This window comes from Neorhizobium sp. LjRoot104 (assembly GCF_964253725.1).
In the GTDB taxonomy this organism is placed as follows: domain Bacteria; phylum Pseudomonadota; class Alphaproteobacteria; order Rhizobiales; family Rhizobiaceae; genus Neorhizobium.
Window position 1 is genome coordinate 994,208 of record NZ_CAXURS020000002.1, and the last position, 17,820, is coordinate 1,012,027.

21 protein-coding genes and 1 pseudogene are annotated in these 17,820 nt (G+C 57.7%); 9 read left to right on the forward strand and 13 right to left on the reverse strand.

All coding sequences use genetic code 11. The features are described 5' to 3' along the window. Positions 1 to 479 precede the first annotated feature (479 nt). The 7 genes from ACSQ8R_RS26850 to ACSQ8R_RS26880 all read right to left on the reverse strand — a co-directional run bounded on the left by ACSQ8R_RS26850 (position 480) and on the right by ACSQ8R_RS26880 (position 4,722). Positions 480 to 977: a DoxX family protein gene (locus ACSQ8R_RS26850; protein ID WP_436256382.1), complete on the reverse strand. Its 498-nt coding sequence runs from the start codon at positions 975 to 977 to the stop codon at positions 480 to 482. Between the two features lie 5 nt (positions 978 to 982). Continuing rightward, the gene (locus ACSQ8R_RS26855; protein WP_436256383.1) at positions 983 to 1,756 is read right to left on the reverse strand and encodes an HvfC/BufC N-terminal domain-containing protein; all 774 of its coding nucleotides are present in this window, start codon (positions 1,754 to 1,756) and stop codon (positions 983 to 985) included. Then, positions 1,753 to 2,634, reverse strand: coding sequence for an MNIO family bufferin maturase (gene bufB / locus ACSQ8R_RS26860; protein ID WP_436256384.1), 882 nt, complete (start codon positions 2,632 to 2,634; stop codon positions 1,753 to 1,755). Before bufB ends, ACSQ8R_RS26855 begins: the two co-directional genes overlap by 4 nt. A 64-nt stretch (positions 2,635 to 2,698) precedes the next feature. Beyond that, positions 2,699 to 2,986, reverse strand: coding sequence for a BufA1 family periplasmic bufferin-type metallophore (locus tag ACSQ8R_RS26865; protein WP_436256385.1), 288 nt, complete (start codon positions 2,984 to 2,986; stop codon positions 2,699 to 2,701). A gap of 200 nt (positions 2,987 to 3,186) precedes the next feature. Continuing rightward, positions 3,187 to 3,645, reverse strand: a complete 459-nt coding sequence (locus tag ACSQ8R_RS26870; protein ID WP_436256386.1) for a hypothetical protein — start codon at positions 3,643 to 3,645, stop codon at positions 3,187 to 3,189. A gap of 440 nt (positions 3,646 to 4,085) precedes the next feature. Continuing rightward, the gene (locus tag ACSQ8R_RS26875; protein ID WP_436256387.1) at positions 4,086 to 4,445 is read right to left on the reverse strand and encodes a DUF982 domain-containing protein; all 360 of its coding nucleotides are present in this window, start codon (positions 4,443 to 4,445) and stop codon (positions 4,086 to 4,088) included. 34 nt (positions 4,446 to 4,479) lie between these two features. Next, a complete protein-coding gene (locus tag ACSQ8R_RS26880) occupies positions 4,480 to 4,722 on the reverse strand; it encodes a DUF982 domain-containing protein (RefSeq protein WP_436256388.1) in 243 nt (80 codons plus the stop codon). Between the two features lie 336 nt (positions 4,723 to 5,058). On the opposite strand from ACSQ8R_RS26880, the gene ACSQ8R_RS26885 reads away from it, so the two are divergent. From ACSQ8R_RS26885 to ACSQ8R_RS26910, 6 genes are all read left to right on the forward strand, one after another. Then, complete coding sequence (locus ACSQ8R_RS26885; RefSeq protein WP_436256389.1) at positions 5,059 to 5,475, forward strand: hypothetical protein; 417 nt, start codon at positions 5,059 to 5,061, stop codon at positions 5,473 to 5,475. A gap of 199 nt (positions 5,476 to 5,674) precedes the next feature. Then, positions 5,675 to 6,100, forward strand: coding sequence for a hypothetical protein (locus ACSQ8R_RS26890; protein WP_436256390.1), 426 nt, complete (start codon positions 5,675 to 5,677; stop codon positions 6,098 to 6,100). 179 nt (positions 6,101 to 6,279) lie between these two features. Beyond that, positions 6,280 to 6,792 carry an invasion associated locus B family protein gene (locus tag ACSQ8R_RS26895; RefSeq protein WP_436256391.1) on the forward strand — a complete coding sequence of 171 codons (513 nt, stop codon included), beginning with the start codon at positions 6,280 to 6,282 and terminating at the stop codon, positions 6,790 to 6,792. Between the two features lie 254 nt (positions 6,793 to 7,046). Then, positions 7,047 to 7,349: a hypothetical protein gene (locus ACSQ8R_RS26900; RefSeq protein WP_436256392.1), complete on the forward strand. Its 303-nt coding sequence runs from the start codon at positions 7,047 to 7,049 to the stop codon at positions 7,347 to 7,349. A 363-nt stretch (positions 7,350 to 7,712) separates the two neighbouring features. Further along, complete coding sequence (locus ACSQ8R_RS26905) at positions 7,713 to 8,009, forward strand: hypothetical protein (protein ID WP_436256393.1); 297 nt, start codon at positions 7,713 to 7,715, stop codon at positions 8,007 to 8,009. A gap of 56 nt (positions 8,010 to 8,065) precedes the next feature. Beyond that, a complete protein-coding gene (locus ACSQ8R_RS26910; protein ID WP_436256394.1) occupies positions 8,066 to 8,308 on the forward strand; it encodes a hypothetical protein in 243 nt (80 codons plus the stop codon). 52 nt (positions 8,309 to 8,360) lie between these two features. On the opposite strand, the gene ACSQ8R_RS26915 is transcribed toward ACSQ8R_RS26910, so the two are convergent. Then, on the reverse strand, positions 8,361 to 8,702 hold the full coding sequence (locus tag ACSQ8R_RS26915) for a hypothetical protein (RefSeq protein WP_436256395.1): 342 nt from the start codon (positions 8,700 to 8,702) through the stop codon (positions 8,361 to 8,363). A gap of 596 nt (positions 8,703 to 9,298) precedes the next feature. Between ACSQ8R_RS26915 and ACSQ8R_RS26920 the strand changes: the two genes are divergently transcribed. Further along, a complete protein-coding gene (locus ACSQ8R_RS26920) occupies positions 9,299 to 9,745 on the forward strand; it encodes a MarR family winged helix-turn-helix transcriptional regulator (protein WP_436256396.1) in 447 nt (148 codons plus the stop codon). 29 nt (positions 9,746 to 9,774) lie between these two features. Here ACSQ8R_RS26920 and ACSQ8R_RS26925 read toward each other — a convergent pair whose 3' ends face one another. The 5 genes and pseudogenes from ACSQ8R_RS26925 to ACSQ8R_RS26945 all read right to left on the reverse strand — a co-directional run bounded on the left by ACSQ8R_RS26925 (position 9,775) and on the right by ACSQ8R_RS26945 (position 14,795). Beyond that, positions 9,775 to 10,197 carry a hypothetical protein gene (locus ACSQ8R_RS26925; protein ID WP_436256397.1) on the reverse strand — a complete coding sequence of 141 codons (423 nt, stop codon included), beginning with the start codon at positions 10,195 to 10,197 and terminating at the stop codon, positions 9,775 to 9,777. A 147-nt stretch (positions 10,198 to 10,344) separates the two neighbouring features. Beyond that, the gene (locus ACSQ8R_RS26930; RefSeq protein ID WP_436256398.1) at positions 10,345 to 12,393 is read right to left on the reverse strand and encodes a TRAP transporter permease; all 2,049 of its coding nucleotides are present in this window, start codon (positions 12,391 to 12,393) and stop codon (positions 10,345 to 10,347) included. 90 nt (positions 12,394 to 12,483) lie between these two features. Further along, positions 12,484 to 13,467 (reverse strand): TAXI family TRAP transporter solute-binding subunit, encoded by a 984-nt coding sequence (locus tag ACSQ8R_RS26935; protein WP_436256399.1) that lies wholly within the window; start codon positions 13,465 to 13,467, stop codon positions 12,484 to 12,486. A gap of 227 nt (positions 13,468 to 13,694) precedes the next feature. Further along, positions 13,695 to 13,835: pseudogene (locus tag ACSQ8R_RS26940) on the reverse strand (transposase); the annotation flags it as partial. A gap of 39 nt (positions 13,836 to 13,874) precedes the next feature. Then, a complete protein-coding gene (locus tag ACSQ8R_RS26945; RefSeq protein WP_436256400.1) occupies positions 13,875 to 14,795 on the reverse strand; it encodes a LysR family transcriptional regulator in 921 nt (306 codons plus the stop codon). 90 nt (positions 14,796 to 14,885) lie between these two features. Here ACSQ8R_RS26945 and ACSQ8R_RS26950 point away from each other — a divergent pair, with 90 nt between their 5' ends. Together ACSQ8R_RS26950 and ACSQ8R_RS26955 are read left to right on the forward strand one after the other, a co-directional pair. Further along, positions 14,886 to 16,400, forward strand: coding sequence for a sulfatase (locus tag ACSQ8R_RS26950; RefSeq protein ID WP_436256401.1), 1,515 nt, complete (start codon positions 14,886 to 14,888; stop codon positions 16,398 to 16,400). A 45-nt stretch (positions 16,401 to 16,445) separates the two neighbouring features. Next, on the forward strand, positions 16,446 to 17,789 hold the full coding sequence (locus ACSQ8R_RS26955; RefSeq protein ID WP_436256402.1) for an extracellular solute-binding protein: 1,344 nt from the start codon (positions 16,446 to 16,448) through the stop codon (positions 17,787 to 17,789). Positions 17,790 to 17,820 lie beyond the last annotated feature (31 nt).

Here is a 17,820-nt window from a genome sequence, read left to right on the forward strand (position 1 = left end):
TGAATGCGCTTTATCGAAAGCCCACTCACTTTTTTAGGACGATTGACCTAGATCTGTCTAGGGCACTTGACCTACAAATATCAAGAATTTTTTTTGGCGGAATGCATAGTTGCGAGAATGTAGCTGTTGAACAGCTCGGTCGATTGACGCTGCCCCTTTGGGACAGCGCGACATAGTTGAAGACGGTGGTAGCTGGACGCCGACGATTATATGTGGCTGCGCTTATCTGCCCGCAGGCATGCTATGCCGGTGGTCCCGAGCCGGTTGCGTTACCAGCTCTACCAGATGTCGACCGTCACCGGATTTGTGAGGCCCCGGATGACAATCGATTTCTGAAGCGCTCCCAAGGTTTCAATGACTTAGATCGGCGTTCTACGGTGTAGGCGGAAGCTTCACCCCCCCTTCAAGCGCACGCTCTTGCGAAGGACCAGGTGGGCGGGCTGAGAGTATTTAACCGATTCGAGATGGGCCGAGTTTCGTCATTCGCTGCGGAGTTTGATCAAGGGATCAAGTGCAATCCTGCCGCCGCCGTAGACCACAAGGGTCAGCGCCATAGCGGCCCATGGAAGATGGAAGTTGGCCCAGCCGTCCGGAATAGTGAGCTGGATCACTGCCGTCATCGCGAGCAGACCAAGAGCCGCATAGCGAGTGAAAAGGCCCAGCACCAACAGGACGGGCAGGGCGAGTTCGGCAATCCCGGCCGCGGCCGCCATGGTCAACGGCATGGGGTAGGAGAATTGGCTGCCGAATATATGCAGCTTGAATTCCTGTTCGAACAGAAATCTGGCTCCGGTCGAGAGCGTCAGGAATCCGTCCCACTTCGTCAGTCCCGATTTGAAGAACGGGATTGCCAGGCCGATGCGCAGCGCCAGCAGCGGCAGCGACGGTGGGATCAATGCGAAGAGGCGTTCGGTGTGATGATGAAGCGAGACAAGTGCTACGCCGAGACCGCGGGAGGAAGCACGTTCGATGGTCATGGGAATTATCCTTCAACAGATTCAAAGGCGCTGAATGCGCCAAGGCCGATCAGACCGATCAGCGCCGATCCGAAATCGAAATCGGGGGCGGCTGCGAATGCCGTCTGCGCCGCCTCGCCGAGGGTAGCGCCGTCAAGGAGGCAGGCCGCGAACGTCGCGTCCCGCGGAGGCAGGACATGTACCTCGACGTGCATTGCCGGCCGCACGACCAGCGCCGCTTCGGGATGCCAGTCGGCTACCGTCGCCACGGTCTCGCCCTGGTGGGCGCCCCAGATGGAGCCGGCCGGAAAATCCGACAGCACGAGCCGGGCCGAGGGATGCGGAACGAGCGCCATCTCGGAAATTCGTTCTGGTGCCACGCTGGCAAGTGCGGTGACGCCGAGCGGCAGGCTATCTGCCGCATGATAGGCCCGGGTCCAGGCGACCTCGATCCGGGCGACATCGGGAAGATAAGGGAGAGATGCCGCGGGCGGAAACGCTGCGACGAAATCCGGGAAACCGTCGCCATAGTGCATGATCAGTGGTGTGGCCGGCTTGTGATCCGCGGTGTAGGCGCGGGCCATGCCGGCGAAGAAGTCGGAGCCGACGAGCCGCTTCGTCACCGGGAAGCGCTGGCCGAGTGCCGTTGTCAGCCCGACATATACATTGTTGCGGTAGACGGCGAAGCGCGATGAATCGGCTGTGCCGCGGGCGGTGGTGATGCCGCGCGGAAGCGGCTGATCCGGATGGAGCAGGGCGGCTGCAAAGGCGTTCTGGCTTTCGTTGAAACCCATGGTCATGCCGCCCGGCTGGCGCGGCGTTTCACGGCTGCAGCATTCAACATGACATCGGCGCGAACCGCCTCTGCCTGAAGGGTGGCAAAATCGGGGACGTCGTTGTCCCACTCGATTAATGTCGGCAAGGGGCCACTCCGGGACAGCGTGTGTTGGTAAAGCTCCACCACATCGGTTCTAACGGCGCTGCCATGGGCATCGATCAACAGCCGCTCTCCGACGCCATCGACAGTCTCGTCATAGCCGGCAAGGTGGATTTCACCAATCAGTTCGATGGGGAAACGGTCGATATAGGCGACCGGATCGAGACAGTGGTTTACGGCCGAAACCATGACATTGTTGACGTCGAGCAGCAGCCCGCAGCCGGTGCGGTCGGCTATCTCCGTCAGGAAATCCACTTCGTCGATCGTGCTCTCGGAGAACAATAGATAGGTCGACGGATTCTCGAGCAACATTTGCCGGCCGAGCCATTGCTGTGTCTCATCGACATGGTCGATCACCCGCGCCAGCGTTTCGGCCGTGTAGGGCAGCGGCAGAAGGTCGTTGAGAAAGCCAGCCTCGTGGGTCGACCAGGCCAGATGTTCCGAAAAGCTCTGCGGCCGGTAACGATCGATGAGGCCGCGAAGCCGCTTCAGATGTTCTGTGTCGAGGTTGCGCGCTGCACCGATCGACAGGCCTACGCCATGGAGTGAGAGCGGATAGCGGTCGGCGACGGCCTCGAGATAGCGGTGCGGTGGCCCGCCAGCACCCATGTAATTTTCAGCGTGAACCTCGAAAAAGCCGATATCCGGCCTAATGGCCAGAATGGTTTCGTAATGTTCCGGCTTGAGGCCGACGCCGGCGCGTGGCGGCAAGGCGACGGCGCGGTTCGCGGAAACGGTCATTGCTGTTCTCCCTGTCTCGACGGATGAGGCGGAGGCCCGGTCAAACCGAGCCTCCGGTCGGGGCTCAACCCTTCATGGGCGCCAGCATGCCTTTATGGCCGTTGACATTCATAGAGGTGCAGGTGCCGGCGGGGACCGCCTTCCAGGCGTTGCCCTGATAGTCGGCCGTCGAGGTGCCCGCGCAGGTGGTGCCAGGGCCGGCTGCACAGTCGTTCTGGCCCTTTAGTGCGATACCATAGCATTTCTCGTTGCCGACCATCTTCTCGGGGGCGAGCGGTGCGGCGAACGACGCGGATGCGATTGCACTGGCGAGCGAGCCGGCGAGGGCGAGGGTGAGCGTGGAACGGTTCATGGATGATCTCCTCTTTGAAGTCCGCAGGCCGGTGATCGGCTGCGTAACCACCTATTCGGCGGGGAGAGTCCCGACGTTACGCTTTGCCGCGGACACAAATTCGTGATCGCCTTATGTGCGTCGTTGGATAATAATCGGGCGCTGGATCACGCCCCAGCCCTCGCCTATGGGAGAGCCTTTGTCAGCGATCCGTCAGCGGATTACGACCCCGCAAACCGGGTGAGGGACGGTTCACCGGCCCAATCCAGTTCTCGCGGGTCATAGCGGACAGTGCGGATCGCAAAGGAAAGAGGGTTTAGCCCGTAGCATATCGAGAAGGTATCTCCCGGCGCGACGACTTCGTCACTCGTATGGGAGGCCCTGTAGACGACTGAATTGCGTTGCCTGGCAATCAGGCTGAATGAGACAGTCTGAAGGGCCCTGTCCGCATGGTTTGTGATCGCCACCGAAATCGGCATGTCCGGGTTCGGGCACAGCTGGGGATCGAAGTTCGCTGAAATGGAAACCGATTGGTGCGAGGGTTCCTGCTCGCTTTTACGATCGGTAGCGAGCCAAAGTCCGACCCAGGCAACAGCGAGCAAAGCGACCACAACGGAGCCAGCTCTGGGCGAAAACAAGAAGGTCACTAAAATTATCGCGCCGCCGATCAGCCAACCCATGGTTGCCTCGGGACATTGTGGCTGATGCTTGTCTTCATCGCCTCTAGGTAGGCCTGGAGCAGATGCAACGCAATGGACGGAACCGACGCATCTGAGGAAGGCGGTCGCGAAAGCCTGCTCGGAGCCAACGAACAGCTTCCGCAGGGGCGCGCTCGCTTGACATATTGCTGGAGCAGGTAGGTTGCCATCCGCCCTTGAGGCACTCTCAACGGCAAACTATGGAAATGTCTTGATGCCTGACAACATCATGAGCAACTGACGCTCTCCTCTTATTCCATGTTGAAACAGATCCATCAGATTCCTTGCAATCCGGGTGGCCCCCGCACTTCCCTTTTCGAAGCGATGTCGCTCGCACAATTGATCGAATACCCTTTGGAGCATTTCCAAATCCTCTCGATCGAGAATAGACGCTGACTGGGAATGGTTCTGAAGCATCTTTCCTAGCCGCTTGTAAAATCGAGAGCAGTTGAAGGGGGAGGCTCGACGGAGACGGCCATAATGGGTGCGCTTCCGTATGGCTCGAAACCGCCAGGCTGATCGGCAGACTGATCATGCCGGTGATCGACCAATGCGCCTGCTTCGATAGCCGCAGCGACAAATGCCAGTCGAGCCGTCTCGGTTTGTTCTCGGCCAGCTTGCACGGCATAGCAGGCGTCCATCGCTATAAGGCGAAAATTTCCGGTCTTTACCGGCCACCAATCAAAAAGAGCGACCAGCGCTTCGTCAACGCCTCTTACAGAATGCACCACATTGTCGTCGGTGCGATAGTAGACACACGAACCCCACGGCGCGGTCTCCATTTTCTACCCCCTTGTACCGAGATCTTGCTCCAGTTTATCGCGTGAGTTGTGCTTCCTTCAGAGCCAGGCCGAAACACGCTCTGGCCTCTTCGATCGACACGCGGCCATCCATGGCTGCGAGCATAGCCGTTTGGGCTTTGGCGAATTGCGAGCCTTTCACCCTGGGCCACCGCAGACGGTGACCGGCTCGCGAAGTCATGAAATGATATGCTTCGAATGGCCCGTGGATGATGATTCCACACACAGAAACAGGAGGTTCCCAGATTATTGTTCTCATGAAATGCCCCTTCCCGGAACAGAAAGGTAGTCAGATTTTTCGCAGGTGACAAAGCGTAAATGTGGAATCCACCTGTTCACCGGTTCAGCGAGGGGAGTGACAAGCCAAGCCGCCCGTCCGAAAGCCTATGGAAATTAGGGACAAAGAAGCATCTCTCCCCCATCAATCACAATGACGTGTTCAGATTCGGTCGTTGTCGAGCTACGGATCTTTCAAATGATCAAGCGTAAACGGGTTGAAGCCAGCCGCTGGATCAAGTTTTTGTGATTCCGCCCCAGGTTGCTCTGCGGGTTCATTTTTATATCATGTTATGATATAGGCGTGAGGAGAACAGCTATGCAAGGTATCGGAGATGGTGGCCGGTCTTCGTATCGTCCGTCCAAGATCCTATGGCTTTGGTCGCTGGTCGGCGCATCGGCACTGACGATGGTCGTTGGCTTTACGTGGGGAGGCTGGACGACGTCGGCGCGCGTGCGAGAGATGAACATGGTCGCAGCGCGGGATGCACGGGCAGAACTGGTTGGCGGCATATGCGTCCACGAGTTCACAAGCGCGAGCGAAGCCAAGCAGAACTTGCGGACGCTCAAGGCCACCTCGTCCTGGGAACGCGAGAACTTCATCAAGGACGGTGGATGGACGAAGGTCGCTGGGATCGACGGCCCCGTTATCAATGCAGCAAATAACTGCGCGGAACAGCTGATAGAGATGAAGGAGCTTCCGCAACAAGCTTCATCGCATGTGACGGACAGCTAGTCTTCGACCGGACGTGATGAGACGTCCCTCGAACGAGGCCCGCCTGAAATGATTTCGGGCGGGCCAAAGAGGATCACCGGCGCCGTAGCGGCCCTGTGGCGTAATTGTTTCGGTATATGGCCGGCCTATAAATTTAATGGATCAGGTTTTCATATGACTGTAGCCGAGCCCGCCTCGGGGTCGATGCGAGGAGAAAGAATTGCAAAACCCGAATCCTGAAGGAATGGATGTGGAGAGCCTATCGATTCCATGCACTCCCAGACCGTTTCACAAGCACATGATGAACCCCTCCAGTGAAGCGACGCTTCGGGTCACTTCGATCACCCCCAATGGTATGTGGTGCGAGGTTGCAAGGGCTGACCAGCAATCGCTGCTTGGCACTGTCGCGTTCATCGGTCGCCGCGATTCGATCTTGCGCAATCGACACCCGAGCGAACTTGCCGATACCGCAGTAGGAGCGGAGATCACGCTCAGGGCCGTCACCGATCAGCGCGGGCTGCGAAAGACGGACGTTCTGTCATGGAACACAAACAGGCATCCGGCGCCGAACCTCTCGCAAAATATCGCGTCAGACCTATTGGAGCTTGAGTTGCCTGCTCGGGCCGCTGATGCGACCGCCGAATAGCAGGACTCCGGAGCGCGCCCACTCGATTCTGATGCCGTCAGGTACGGGGTGCAGCGTCCGACGCTTTTCAGGATTGGTCTCGCGACAGTCCCACTGCCGGAGCGCCCAAATATAAGGACAGCGCCTTCCGCGGCCAACCTGGCTTCAGCTCCCACAGTCAATCTAGCCATGGAGACGAGATGTCCCGCAAATCGTTCGCCCTCGCCGTTATCGTTTCTGCTGCAATCGGCCAGGCGCCGGCAAATGCACAGCCCGGTTCAACGCCGACGATGATCAGGACGTTTGGGGCTTGGGGCCTCTATTCATATTCAGCAAATGGTGCAGAACACTGCTACGCGCTCTCCACGCCGCAGCAGTCTCAGCCGGCGAATGTCGATCACGGCAACAACTATTTCCTGGTTGCCCCAGACCCACGGGCCGGCAGCTACTATCCTCAGGCGGTCATGGGTTATGAGAATCTCGCCGGCTCAGAGATAACGGTGTCGGTCGACGGCAAGGATTTCCTGATGAGGCCGAAAGGGAATTCCGCCTGGACGAAGGACGCGAGCGATGACACCGCATTGGTTGAGGCGATGAAAGCCGGCAACACCATGACGCTGAGCGCCACCTCGAAACGAGGTACGCGGACGAATTACAGGTACGCGCTTGCGGGTATAACAGCTGCGCTCGCAGCGGCGGCAAAGTGCAGCTGAAAATCAAGCGCCTGATTTCACAGCTTAGCTGCGGGTTCTGTCCCAGCTGCTGTCGATCAGGCTGTAACATCTCCGCTTGATCCATTCGAAATCCTGGAAATCAAACTCGGGCACCTCCCTCACGGGACAATAACACGCCTGTGTCCATCCATATCTTTCAAGGACTATCACGTCATGATATATTGAGGTGAGCTATCGATAAAGAATCGCGGGTGGGCGGTTCACATCTGAAAAAATTACCGGGGAGGGTGCAGATGAACGATATTGCGGAAGTCGCCAAGTTGACGCTGCTGCTTGAGCGAATACTGCGGGAACGCGGGCTTCTGGATCAGGAACAGCTCGATGTGTCGGAACTGCCGATTGACTTGCAGGCAAGGATGAGCGGCCTCATCGAGAACGCTTCCGAGTTGCAGGGCCTGTTGAGAATTGGCCACGCGGCTCGTCTTGGTGAAGCTCTTTCTCCCCCTGTCCTCGAGGCTACCCGCGTCATGGTCCAGGAAGTGTGCGAGGCATTATTGGACAATGATATGCCTCAGACCAAAGGCACAGTTCACTAGTGGGGAGATTCCTATGTCAACGTCATCCCCCGCACGCAGGTGTATGAAGGCTCATTTCCTGGCCGCTGTGTTTTCAATCGTGCCGCTCTCATTTGCGGTTGCTGGAGAAGCCACGAACTGTGCCGACACCGCCAAGGGTGTGATGGATCAGACCCCTGGCCAAGTTTTGTCGGTCACATCCAGGCAGGGTCGTTGCGTGGTTGTTTTTCTGATGCACCGTGATGGGCAACGACCGAAGAGGGTGGTGCTAGATCTCACCAACGAGATGGGGGGCTACCACGGTGTAAAGCCTAAGCGCTCCGACATAGGTCAAATCCAGGCAGTGAGCGAATAGGGCATTTGCATCATCATCAGGAGTGACGATTGAAGGCGGCCTTAAAGTTTTACACAATGAAGGGTGTTGGCGTCTGGTCCGGACAAGTAGGCAGTGCATCCCTGCCGCTTTTTGCTTTGATGCTGCTATGGGCAAGCAGTACGGAGGCTGCAACGCTGAACCAGCTGAAGAGATCACCTGCGTTGAAGGCCAAAGAAGCCACTTATGTTACCGACCCGACGGGCAAACGCATTCGAATTGTTGGCCCACGCTTTTATCCGAATCCCACGAAAGGCCTGACGTTTCCCGGTCGCGGCGCAAAGTTGCCGGACCGGCCAAAGCGTTAGCGGGAGTCGGGGAAGCCTGTTGAGAACAGGGGCAAAAGCATAAGGTGGTGTAACTCATGAATCGACGCGAAGAAGCAAGAGCGGCAGTCATAAATTATCTCCGATCTATCCATGCGACGCCCGTCGCGCCCGTTAACTTGCATCAGGTGACAGTCGCTCTGGCCAACGCGAATTTCACGCAGGAGGAGATTGTAAGAGCAATATTCTGGCTGGAAACGGATCGCGTCGTAGAGCTCATGCAGGGCAATTTTGTTCGTGTCATGCATTTCATGACAGTCGATGACGATGCGTCGCTTTGACGAGCTGATGATTTAACGCTCACGGGCCAGGCCTGCCCAGCAAGGTCAATTCCTAGATCTGTCCGATGGCCATGACCTGTTCGATTTGCGCCAACCATCGCTTCCCTTTCTGGGTGACAAAGAAAAAGGTCGCGGGTTTGGTCCTTCGTATCCAACGGAAAAGACGGGTGGGCTGCCTTACACTGTCAACAACACCGGCAGCAACAAGAGCTGCAACGGCATCGGCAATCGCGTCATCGGCAGCTCCGACGTGAGCAGACAGCTCGCCCCAGGTGAACGGGGCGGTGCGGTAGATTTCTCCACGATAGAAAACTTGCAACCGACGATCTCGATGTCCGCGACCGATCACCCCAAGCAGTTGCCTCTCGACCTCGTTAAGTTCCGGAATTGCCACCGCAACCTCCTGTCTTGTCCGCCTCACATGAGGGTTTAAGCGATCCGCCTCATGGCCGAGGCAGGTCGGACATCATCGGCAAAGGTAGCCCCACTTGCCCCGTTCTCCGCCGGCGTTACCTGCACGAAAGTGAACCAGAGTTTTTTCCACGCAGGTAACACATCGTGTATCCAGTGGGCTGGCCGTCCTGGAACGCCACGGTCAAGACCTTGTTGCCGAGTTGGACGGTAAACGATGGTGTTATTTCACCTAAGGCCAAATCATCGACGGGGGCGATTTTTATAAGTCCAATATTGAGGTAGCGGTCGAATTCAGCGTCGGACAACCCGAATTGCCGGGCGACACAGCTCACATCAAGCCCGCACTCCTTGAGCGTGGGAGGCGGTTCCGCCCCCCATCCAGCTGGAACGCTTGCCACTTTCAAAAGCCCCCTCTTACTGTCGCCGTTAAGACAAACTATGATTCGCGCGCGCAGCGGCGGACACGGTGCTCGAGGCGGACCATGCCGAGTACATCCGCCGCGCGCACGCGAACCGTCCTCCCAAGCGGACACCCAAATAATATATCACGGCGTGATTCAATGAAAGGTTTATTGGATGCCTGGCGCAGAAGAAGTGGACTTAAAAATGGAAGTGCCGCCGGCGTGGTACGGCGCGCTCGCCGGCTTCCGGCTAGCAATGCGGCGATTTTTGGCGCTCAGTGAGGTCGCACTCGCGGAGGCCGAGGTCACGTCTCAGCAATACCAGGCAATGCTGGTGATCAAGACGGCGGCAGGCGGGCGCATCATGATGAGGGAGCTGTCGGAGCAGATGTTGATGCACCCCCACGGTGCGGTACAGCTCGTCGACCGCCTCTCGCTGGCTGGTCTTGCAAACCGAATACCCTCCGAAAACGACAGAAGAAGCGTCCTGATTCGACTGACGCCTAGGGGAGAGGCTCTCCTTGAGGAGCTTGCAAGAATTCACGTCGAAGGTTTGTTGGCCAATCAGCCGTTGCTGGTCGAGTCGCTGTCGAAACTACGCGACCTCGGTGACATCGAATAGTATGAGCAGCGAACTCATGGCCTGCTTGGTCAGAAGGGCAACATCTGATCCCTGACAACCGGGATATGGGCCGTGGCCAGCGTGAGCGGAGCAAGCCACAGGGCGGTGATAATACTCCCAAGCAGCCAGAAGATCGCGTCGAAGTTCATGCTGGAGCGTTGTTTCGGCCGTCGAGAGGCAACAGGGTTTTGTGAGATCTTCCAGGTCACCCCTGCAAAGAAGATGGCGCTGAGGAGGCTCCCGAAGATAGCCACGAAGTAGAAGCTTATAGTCACGAGTCCGGCGACGAACCTGACAGCGAAGGTATCGCCGCTTTGGCTAAAGACAGCGACCCCTGTTGCCCCAAAGAGTATGCATGCAGGCGCCAACGGCCACCACAGAACAAGCCAGCCGAAAGCATCCTCGATGCCTCGCGCGGCCGCTTTCAATGCCATCACAACACGAGCAGCCATATCCGCATCCTTTCCATTGTGGCGGTACCGGTTCAGGCTTTCGGATTGGTCTCCCGGGTTTTATCTTATATCATGGAATGATGCATTTTAAGGAGGCGCGGGTTCAACTTTATGCGATCTTTCGCAAACCCTGACCACCGACCATTGCTAAGCGTGCGCCCGTCTGATCGCGGTGATCTGCCGGACTAGCACAGGTACGACCAAAAGAAGCCCTACCAGCGACGACACAAGTTCAGGGACAACCAGCAGGATCGCCGCCAGGATCAGGAGTGCTCTCTCCCACCGAAAGGTTCTGACGAGTAGGAAACCGGAAAGGGCGGACCCGAGGCATGTAATGCCTAGGACGCACCCGACAAAGGCGGTCGCAAAATTGCTCCACGAGAAGTTGGCAGTCACGAGCAGGAGAGATGGCGAGAACACAAACACGAACGGTACTAGCACTTTTCCCAACCCCAGGCGAAACGCGGTGTTTCCTGTCTTGAAGGGATCGGCCCCCGCCATGCCGGCCGCGGCATAGGCCGCGAGCGCTACGGGAGGTGTGATGTCGGCAAGCACTCCGTAATAGAAGACGAAAAAATGAGCGACGATAGGCTCGACACCCAGCATGCCAAGTGTCGGGGCGGCAATCGTTGCCATGATGATGTAGTTGGCGGTCGTCGGAATGCCGCAGCCCATTAGAATGCAGACCACACCGGTCATGATGAGGGTGAATAACAATGTCAGGGTCTGGGGGCCGAACCAGGCGGCCGGAACCATCGTACCGACCCAGGTGGCCATTTCCGCCGCCGTCGTCGTGACGATGTAGGAGATCTTGAAACCGACGCCTGTCAGCGTCACGACCCCGACGATAATGCCAACCGTTGCTGCGGCCGCGCCCACCGCGAGCGCGTATTTTGCACCGTCCCGAAGACCCTCGAACACTTCCGTCACAGACATGCGCCGGCGCGGATTGATGAGGCCAACGGCGATGCAAAGCGTGATGCCCCAGAATGCAGCGAGGTAAGGCGTATAGCCGGAGAGCAGGATGCCGATCAGCACGACGAGCGGGATGACCGTCGGCCAGTCGCGCTTGAAGGCTTCCTTCAGATCCGGCATTTCGTCATCGGTCATGCCGCGAAGACCCTCCCGCTTCGCCTCGAAGTGAACCTGAACCAGAACACCGAAGAAATGCATGAAGGCCGGCACGATCGCCGCCAGGATGATCGTCGTGTAGGGGAGATTGAGGAACTCGATCATCAGGAAGGCCGCGGCGCCCATGATCGGCGGGGTGATCTGACCACCGGTGGACGATGCGGATTCGACGGCCGCTGCAAATGTACGCTTGTAGCCGAGCCGGATCATCGCCGGGATCGTCAGGGAACCGACAGTCACCGTATTGGCGACCGACGAGCCCGAGATCATGCCGAACAGTGCCGAGCCAAAAATCGATATCTTGGCAGGGCCGCCGGCGTAGCGGCCAGCAACCCAGGCCGCACAGTCGAGAAAGAGCTGGCCAAGCCCGATACGTGTCGCAAACACCCCGAACAGTACGAAATGGAAGACGTAGGTCGCGACGACGCCGAGCGCGATACCGTAAATGCCCTGGCTGGTCAGGTAGAGGTGATTGATCAATTGCGAGAAAGTCGCGCCGGGATGAACCAGAATTCCCGGCATGGACGGCCCGTACAGAGAGTAGATCATGAACAGGACGGCGATGATCGGCAAAGGCCAGCCCACCGAGCGACGGGTCGCCTCGAGAAGGACCAGCACCAGCATGCCTCCCAGCACGACATCCGTCGTCGTCGGATTGCCGACCCGGAAGGCGAGGTCATCGAGCGGGATGAATGGCACGTGCATGACGGCGATGACAGCACCCACCGCCAGGCCCCAATCGAAAAGCGAGATACCGAGTGGTCGCAACACAGTCGACGGCATTGGCTCGCCGTAACCGCGCCTTGAGAAGGGAAATACAAGAAATATCAGTCCAAGGACGAAAGACAGGTGGATACCGCGATGCAAGACCTCCGACAGGAGGCCAAAGCCGGCAGTGTAATAGTGAAAGAGGGACAGCGCGATCAGCAGCGCCCCGACCAGTCGCGCAGCGAGCGGTGCCAGGGGCCGGAAGCGGATTTCGGCATCGAACTGCTCTTCGAGCTCGCGCGCCCTTGCTTCGTCCAACTCCAGCGGAGAGGTCTTGCTGGCTGTGTCGTCGCTCATGTCGGAAATCCTTGGCCCTGCTTTTAAACGAGTGATGCGGCGGCCGGTCTCAGCCTGCCGCCGCATCACCAATCACACGCTTGGCGACTGCTATTTTAGGACGCCGGCTTCCTTGTAGAATCGCTCTGCGCCCGGATGGAGGGGAATGCCCAGGCTGGTTGTTGCATTTTGAAGAGTGATCATCTTGCCTTTCGCATGCCCGGCATCGAGCGCGGCGCGGGTCGCGTCGTTCCACATGACCTTGGTGATCTTGTAGACCAGGTCGTCCGGCTGCTTGCTGCTTGTAACCCACTGCGCCGCGACGGAAATCGTCGGCGTTTCAGCAACATCCTTGTAGGTATTTGCCGGGACGACGTCCTTCGAAAAGAAGGTGTACTCCTTCATCAGCTTGTCAACTTCCGGACCACTGATCGGGACAAGCGATATGCCGCTGGACGTGGCCAGTTCAGATATCGCCCCGGTCGGATAACCGCCAACGAAGAAGTAGGCATCCAGTCCTCCGTCCCGCAGGCGGTCCCCGGCCGGGCCAGGCTTGAGGTGCTCCGCCTTGATATCGCTTTCCTTCAATCCGTAGGCACCGAGCACGATACGGGCGTCCACGATCGTGCCGGAGCCCGGTTCATCAATGGAAACGCGCTTGCCCTTAAGGTCCGCAACGGATTTGATGCCCGCATCCTTGCGCGCAACGAGATGGATCGTTTCCGGATACAGAGTGGCGATCAGCCGAAGGTCCTCGACTTTGCCTTTTCCTTCGTAGAGGCCCGTACCACTGTGCGCCCAATAAGCGACGTCCGATTGGGTGAACCCGGATTCCATTGATCCGCCCTGGATCGCGTTGATGTTGGCCACGGATCCGTTCGACGCAACCGCTGTGGAAACGAGGCCGGCTACACCCTTGTCGCCGGCGCCTGAAATTGCGTTGGCGATCAATCCCCCGATCGGATAATAGGTTCCAGCCGTCCCGCCCGTGCCGATTCTGAAAAACGCAGGTGCCTGAGCGCCTGCCAGGCCTGCACCGAGAGCAAGCACCCCCACGATGGCGGCGATCGACGTGAAATGTTTGCGGATGTTCATCGACGTTCCCTTTTACCTGTTTGCCCCAACATGATAAATGTGCACAGCGGTTGTCAACCAAAAGTGAGGCTGGAATTTAAGTGCCAGTCTCGCCTCGGGCCTGGTCGAGGAGCCGCGTGTACACGCGTGGACCGAACCGACGAACGCGGGGTTATCAGTCAATAGGACTTGAGGCCGAAGATGATGCGGCCAAAATCCCCAGTTGCAATCAGTCTGCTCGTCCTGGGGAGACTGGTGATGGCCTCGTCGTTGGGAAAGATGCCGACGACTTCTGTCCTTCGCTTGATCTCGCCGTTCAGCCGTTCGATCGGATTCGTCGAGTGAAGCTTCGTCCAATGCTGCTTTGGAAAAGTCATATAGGCCAGTATGGGCTGGCTTGATTATTGCGATTACGCTCACCATTCAGATCACGAGGAGGCGGAAAACGGTGTCGCCTTCTCGAGGAATTTCCGCATCACCCGGATCGGCGCAAAATCGCTCGATGACTTGTGATAGGTGATGCCGGTCGGAATACTCCATTGGAAACCTTCCAGGCTAATCTCGCGAAGCTGCAAGGTTGTATAGCTCTGGGCGAGTGGCATAGGCATGCAGGCGATGAAATGGTGCTCGACGAGCATCTTCAAGGCGATCTGCAGCGAATGGGATTCGAGCGCCAATTGGGGTGCAGGCAGCCCGTGGCCTTCAAAAAAGCGGTCGATCTTGCCGTTAGCCAGCCCGCCGCTGAATAGGCTAAGCCAGGGAAAATCCAGCAGCGCGCTTGGCGTGATTTCCCTTCCGTCGAATAACGGGTGCTGGTTCGAAGCGAAAAGCGAATTTGCCTGATTGTAAAGGATATCGGTGATGAAATCGCGTCCAAGTCCATCGACTTCGGTGGGAATTCCGCCGGCATAAGCCCTAAGATCGCCACGCTGCAAAAGCGGCAGAAGGTCCGCGCCGACACCGGTCGAGACCGCAACCCGCAGATTGGGGAAATTGACCCGTAGGTCGGCCAGCATGTTCGGAAAATACACTGCCGAATAGACGGGTCCACCACCGATGCGCATTTCTCCGCCAAGCCCTCTGGTCTGTACCTTCAACTCGACCAGCGATGCGTTCCAGGCAGCCTCGATTTCCCGGGCGCGGTGCCGGAACAATTCACCGGCTTCGGTCAAGCGGACGCCGCCCGGCAGCCGCACGAACAGTGCGCAACCAAGATCCTGTTCGAGCAGGCGGATCGATTTGGTCAGCGCCGGCTGGCTGACATTGATTGCGCGCGAGGCGGCGTGGAAGCTGCCTTGTTCGGCGACATTCAGGAAATGGTGCAGGCGCCAGATGTGGTGCATCGCCATGTGCGATATCCTCAGGTTATCGACGTCGATGTGAGAGGTATTAGCGCAAGCCGGTGAGTAGGGCTAGTTTCCGGTCGTGGAGGATCACCGATGCGCGCAGTTTTTGTGCTGTTCGATTCATTGAACAGGCTGGCTTTGGGTTGCTATGGCGGGACGGCGGTCCCAACACCGAATTTCGATCGGTTCGCTGCACGCGCTCTGACGTTCGACAACCACTATGTCGGTAGCCTGCCCTGCATGCCGGCACGTCGGGACCTGCATACGGGTCGCCTCAATTTCATGCACCGATCCTGGGGGCCGCTGGAACCCTTTGATAATTCCATGCCGGAGATTCTGAAAAAGGGCGGCATCCATACCCATCTTCTGACCGACCATTTCCATTATTTCGAGGATGGCGGAGCGACCTATCATTCGCGCTATTCCACGTGGGATTTCGTTCGCGGCCAGGAATACGATACTTGGAAGGCCCTGGTGAAGCCGCCTCTGGATCGCTTCAAAACAGAATATTCCAACCGGCACTACAACGGTCCAAACCAGGCGAACCGGCTGCAGCATCAGATCAATCGCGAATTCATCAAGGAAGAGGCGGATTTTCCCGCCGCGCAATGCTTCGATCGTGCGTTTCAGTTCCTTAACGACAATCGCGGTGCCGACGACTGGATGCTGCACCTGGAATGTTTCGATCCGCACGAGCCATTCTATACACCGAAGCGTTTTCGCGACGGCTTGAAAACCAACTACGACGGTCCGATCATCGACTGGCCGAAATATTCCCCGGTCACGGAGAGTGAGGACGAGATCGCCGAGATCCGCGCCAACTACGCGGCCCTTGTGGCGATGTGCGACGAATATTTCGGCAGGCTGCTGGATTATTTCGATGAGCACGATCTCTGGAAGGACACTTGCCTTATCCTGACGACTGACCACGGTTATCTGCTCTCCGAGCATGACTGGTGGGCGAAGAACGTGATGCCTTATTACGAGGAAATCTCGCATATTCCTCTCATCGTGCACCATCCGGATCTAGGAGCGCTCAAGGGCACCCGCACGAATGTCGTCACACAGACGCCGGACCTGATGCCGACGATCCTGAAGATCTTCGGCCAGGAAATCCCTCCCGAAGTACAGGGGAGATCGGTTCTCGATCTTGCAGAGAGTGATAGTCAGGAGCGATCGGTGATTTTCGGCATGTTCGGCGGCGCGATCGGTGTCACGGACGGCAGGCATACCTGCTTCCTCTATCCGCCCGATCTCGATGACGAGAGCCTAAGGGAATACACCCTGATGCCGACGCATCTGCACCATTTTTTCGACCTCAGGGAGTTGAAGACAGCTGGGCTTCACGCGCCCTTGCCTTTCACCAAAGGCGTGCCGGTGCTGAGCATCCAGGCCCTGAACGATGCTCGCCGACCGCCGGGCGGCGATCGCACTCATTTCAAGAGCTTCGGGACCGCGCTCTATGACAACGTGGCGGACCCGTATCAGCAAAATCCATTGGATGAACCCGAGATAGTGGAGCGCTTTAAGCGGGAGATATCGACCATTCTCGAACAGCATTCTGCAACGCCGGAATTCTTCAGGTGGATGGGTCTTGAGAATTCCTAGAAGATTTTAGTATTCGAGAAATCAAGTCAGGGAGGAGAAACTGACATGTCTGATGTTAAACATGGGAAATACACTAGGAGAGCGCTCGCGCGACTGTTCGCCGGTCTGTCGCTGGCAGCATGCCTGACGACGCCGGCTCTTGCGCAGGATGCGAAGACGATCCGGATCCTGATCAGCCAGTCGCCCTGGCTGAACTCGTTCGTATCGCTGGTCGATCAGTACCAGAAGGAAACGGGCACAAAGTTCCAGCTGGATGTGACGCCGTTCGGCGGCATGGTCGACAAGATGCGCAACTCGGTGCGGGCGCAACAGGGCTCTTACGACCTCATCAATATCAATGTGCAGGGGCTGGCCGAGATGTATGCCGGCGGTTTCCTGAGGCCGCTCAAGGAAATCGATCCCGGTTTCAGTCTGCCGGACGGCGTGCTGGATTTCGGCAGTTCCGCCTACTGGAATGTCAAGGCGAATAGCTTCGATTCCAAGGGCGATCTCTACAGCGTACCGACAAACGGCAACGTGCTTGCGCTCTATTACCGCAGCGACGTCTACAAGCAGGCCGGGCTGAAGGTTCCGGAGACTTGGGACCAGCTCTACGCAAATGCCAAGGCATTACATAACCCGCCGAAAATGTATGGTTTCATCGCCCGCAACACGCGCGAATCGATCCTCTTCGATTTCTCGCCGGTCCTGTTCAGCTATGGCGGCAGTTATTTCGCCAATCCGGAATCCGGCGATTATTCGGTCACGCTCAACAGCCCGGCGGGCCTGCAGGCGCTTGAAATGTTCATCAAGCTGAACAGGGAAACGGGAACCGGAAACGCCGGCGCGCTTGAGCAAGCTGAATTGATCCAACTTCTTTCAACCGGCAAGGCCGCACAGGGCGTCGCGGTGATCGCTGCCGTCGCCGACCTTCAGGATCCCAACAAATCGATCGTTACCGATACGATCGAGACAGCTTTGCTCCCGGCAGGAACAGGCGGAAAGCATGCCTCGGTGGCTGGCCAGTGGATGGCGGGCATTCCGAAAAACGTGCCGGAAGCCAACCAGAAGACAGCCCTGGCATTTCTTACATGGTTCCTCAAGAAGGACACTCAGGTCGCCTATACCGAAGCTGGCGGCATTCCCATCCGCAAGGACCTCGGCGATACCAAACTTGCAAAGGATCCGGCCTACCGCTTCATCAAGGCGTTTTCCGACAACGCGGACGTCGCCAAGATGAACACGCCGCTCAAGGAAGGCGTTCGGGTGAAGGAGATCATCTCGCTCTATCTCAACAGGGCCGTTATTGGAGAGATTTCCGCCAAGGATGCCCTGAATGGAGCAGCAAATGAACTGCACCAGGTTCTGACCGCGGCAGGCTACAAGCTTACGCCTCCCAAGATGCTGTAAGCCGATAGTGTCCGGGGCATTCGCCCCGGAC

Excerpts from the sequence above, each read along its gene's own strand:
- ACSQ8R_RS26865 (WP_436256385.1), bottom strand. The coding sequence starts at position 2,986 with ATGAACCGTTCCACGCTCACCCTCGCCCTCGCCGGCTCGCTCGCCAGT.
- bufB (WP_436256384.1), bottom strand. The coding sequence starts at position 2,634 with ATGACCGTTTCCGCGAACCGCGCCGTCGCCTTGCCGCCACGCGCCGGC.
- ACSQ8R_RS26935 (WP_436256399.1), bottom strand. The coding sequence starts at position 13,467 with ATGAACATCCGCAAACATTTCACGTCGATCGCCGCCATCGTGGGGGTG.
- ACSQ8R_RS26900 (WP_436256392.1), top strand. The coding sequence starts at position 7,047 with ATGAACGATATTGCGGAAGTCGCCAAGTTGACGCTGCTGCTTGAGCGA.
- ACSQ8R_RS26955 (WP_436256402.1), top strand. The coding sequence starts at position 16,446 with ATGTCTGATGTTAAACATGGGAAATACACTAGGAGAGCGCTCGCGCGA.
- ACSQ8R_RS26875 (WP_436256387.1), bottom strand. The coding sequence starts at position 4,445 with ATGGAGACCGCGCCGTGGGGTTCGTGTGTCTACTATCGCACCGACGAC.
- ACSQ8R_RS26885 (WP_436256389.1), top strand. The coding sequence starts at position 5,059 with ATGCAAGGTATCGGAGATGGTGGCCGGTCTTCGTATCGTCCGTCCAAG.
- ACSQ8R_RS26910 (WP_436256394.1), top strand. The coding sequence starts at position 8,066 with ATGAATCGACGCGAAGAAGCAAGAGCGGCAGTCATAAATTATCTCCGA.
- ACSQ8R_RS26950 (WP_436256401.1), top strand. The coding sequence starts at position 14,886 with ATGCGCGCAGTTTTTGTGCTGTTCGATTCATTGAACAGGCTGGCTTTG.
- ACSQ8R_RS26895 (WP_436256391.1), top strand. The coding sequence starts at position 6,280 with ATGTCCCGCAAATCGTTCGCCCTCGCCGTTATCGTTTCTGCTGCAATC.
- ACSQ8R_RS26930 (WP_436256398.1), bottom strand. The coding sequence starts at position 12,393 with ATGAGCGACGACACAGCCAGCAAGACCTCTCCGCTGGAGTTGGACGAA.
- ACSQ8R_RS26920 (WP_436256396.1), top strand. The coding sequence starts at position 9,299 with ATGCCTGGCGCAGAAGAAGTGGACTTAAAAATGGAAGTGCCGCCGGCG.
- ACSQ8R_RS26880 (WP_436256388.1), bottom strand. The coding sequence starts at position 4,722 with ATGAGAACAATAATCTGGGAACCTCCTGTTTCTGTGTGTGGAATCATC.
- ACSQ8R_RS26870 (WP_436256386.1), bottom strand. The coding sequence starts at position 3,645 with ATGGGTTGGCTGATCGGCGGCGCGATAATTTTAGTGACCTTCTTGTTT.
- ACSQ8R_RS26850 (WP_436256382.1), bottom strand. The coding sequence starts at position 977 with ATGACCATCGAACGTGCTTCCTCCCGCGGTCTCGGCGTAGCACTTGTC.
- ACSQ8R_RS26925 (WP_436256397.1), bottom strand. The coding sequence starts at position 10,197 with ATGGCTGCTCGTGTTGTGATGGCATTGAAAGCGGCCGCGCGAGGCATC.
- ACSQ8R_RS26855 (WP_436256383.1), bottom strand. The coding sequence starts at position 1,756 with ATGACCATGGGTTTCAACGAAAGCCAGAACGCCTTTGCAGCCGCCCTG.
- ACSQ8R_RS26945 (WP_436256400.1), bottom strand. The coding sequence starts at position 14,795 with ATGGCGATGCACCACATCTGGCGCCTGCACCATTTCCTGAATGTCGCC.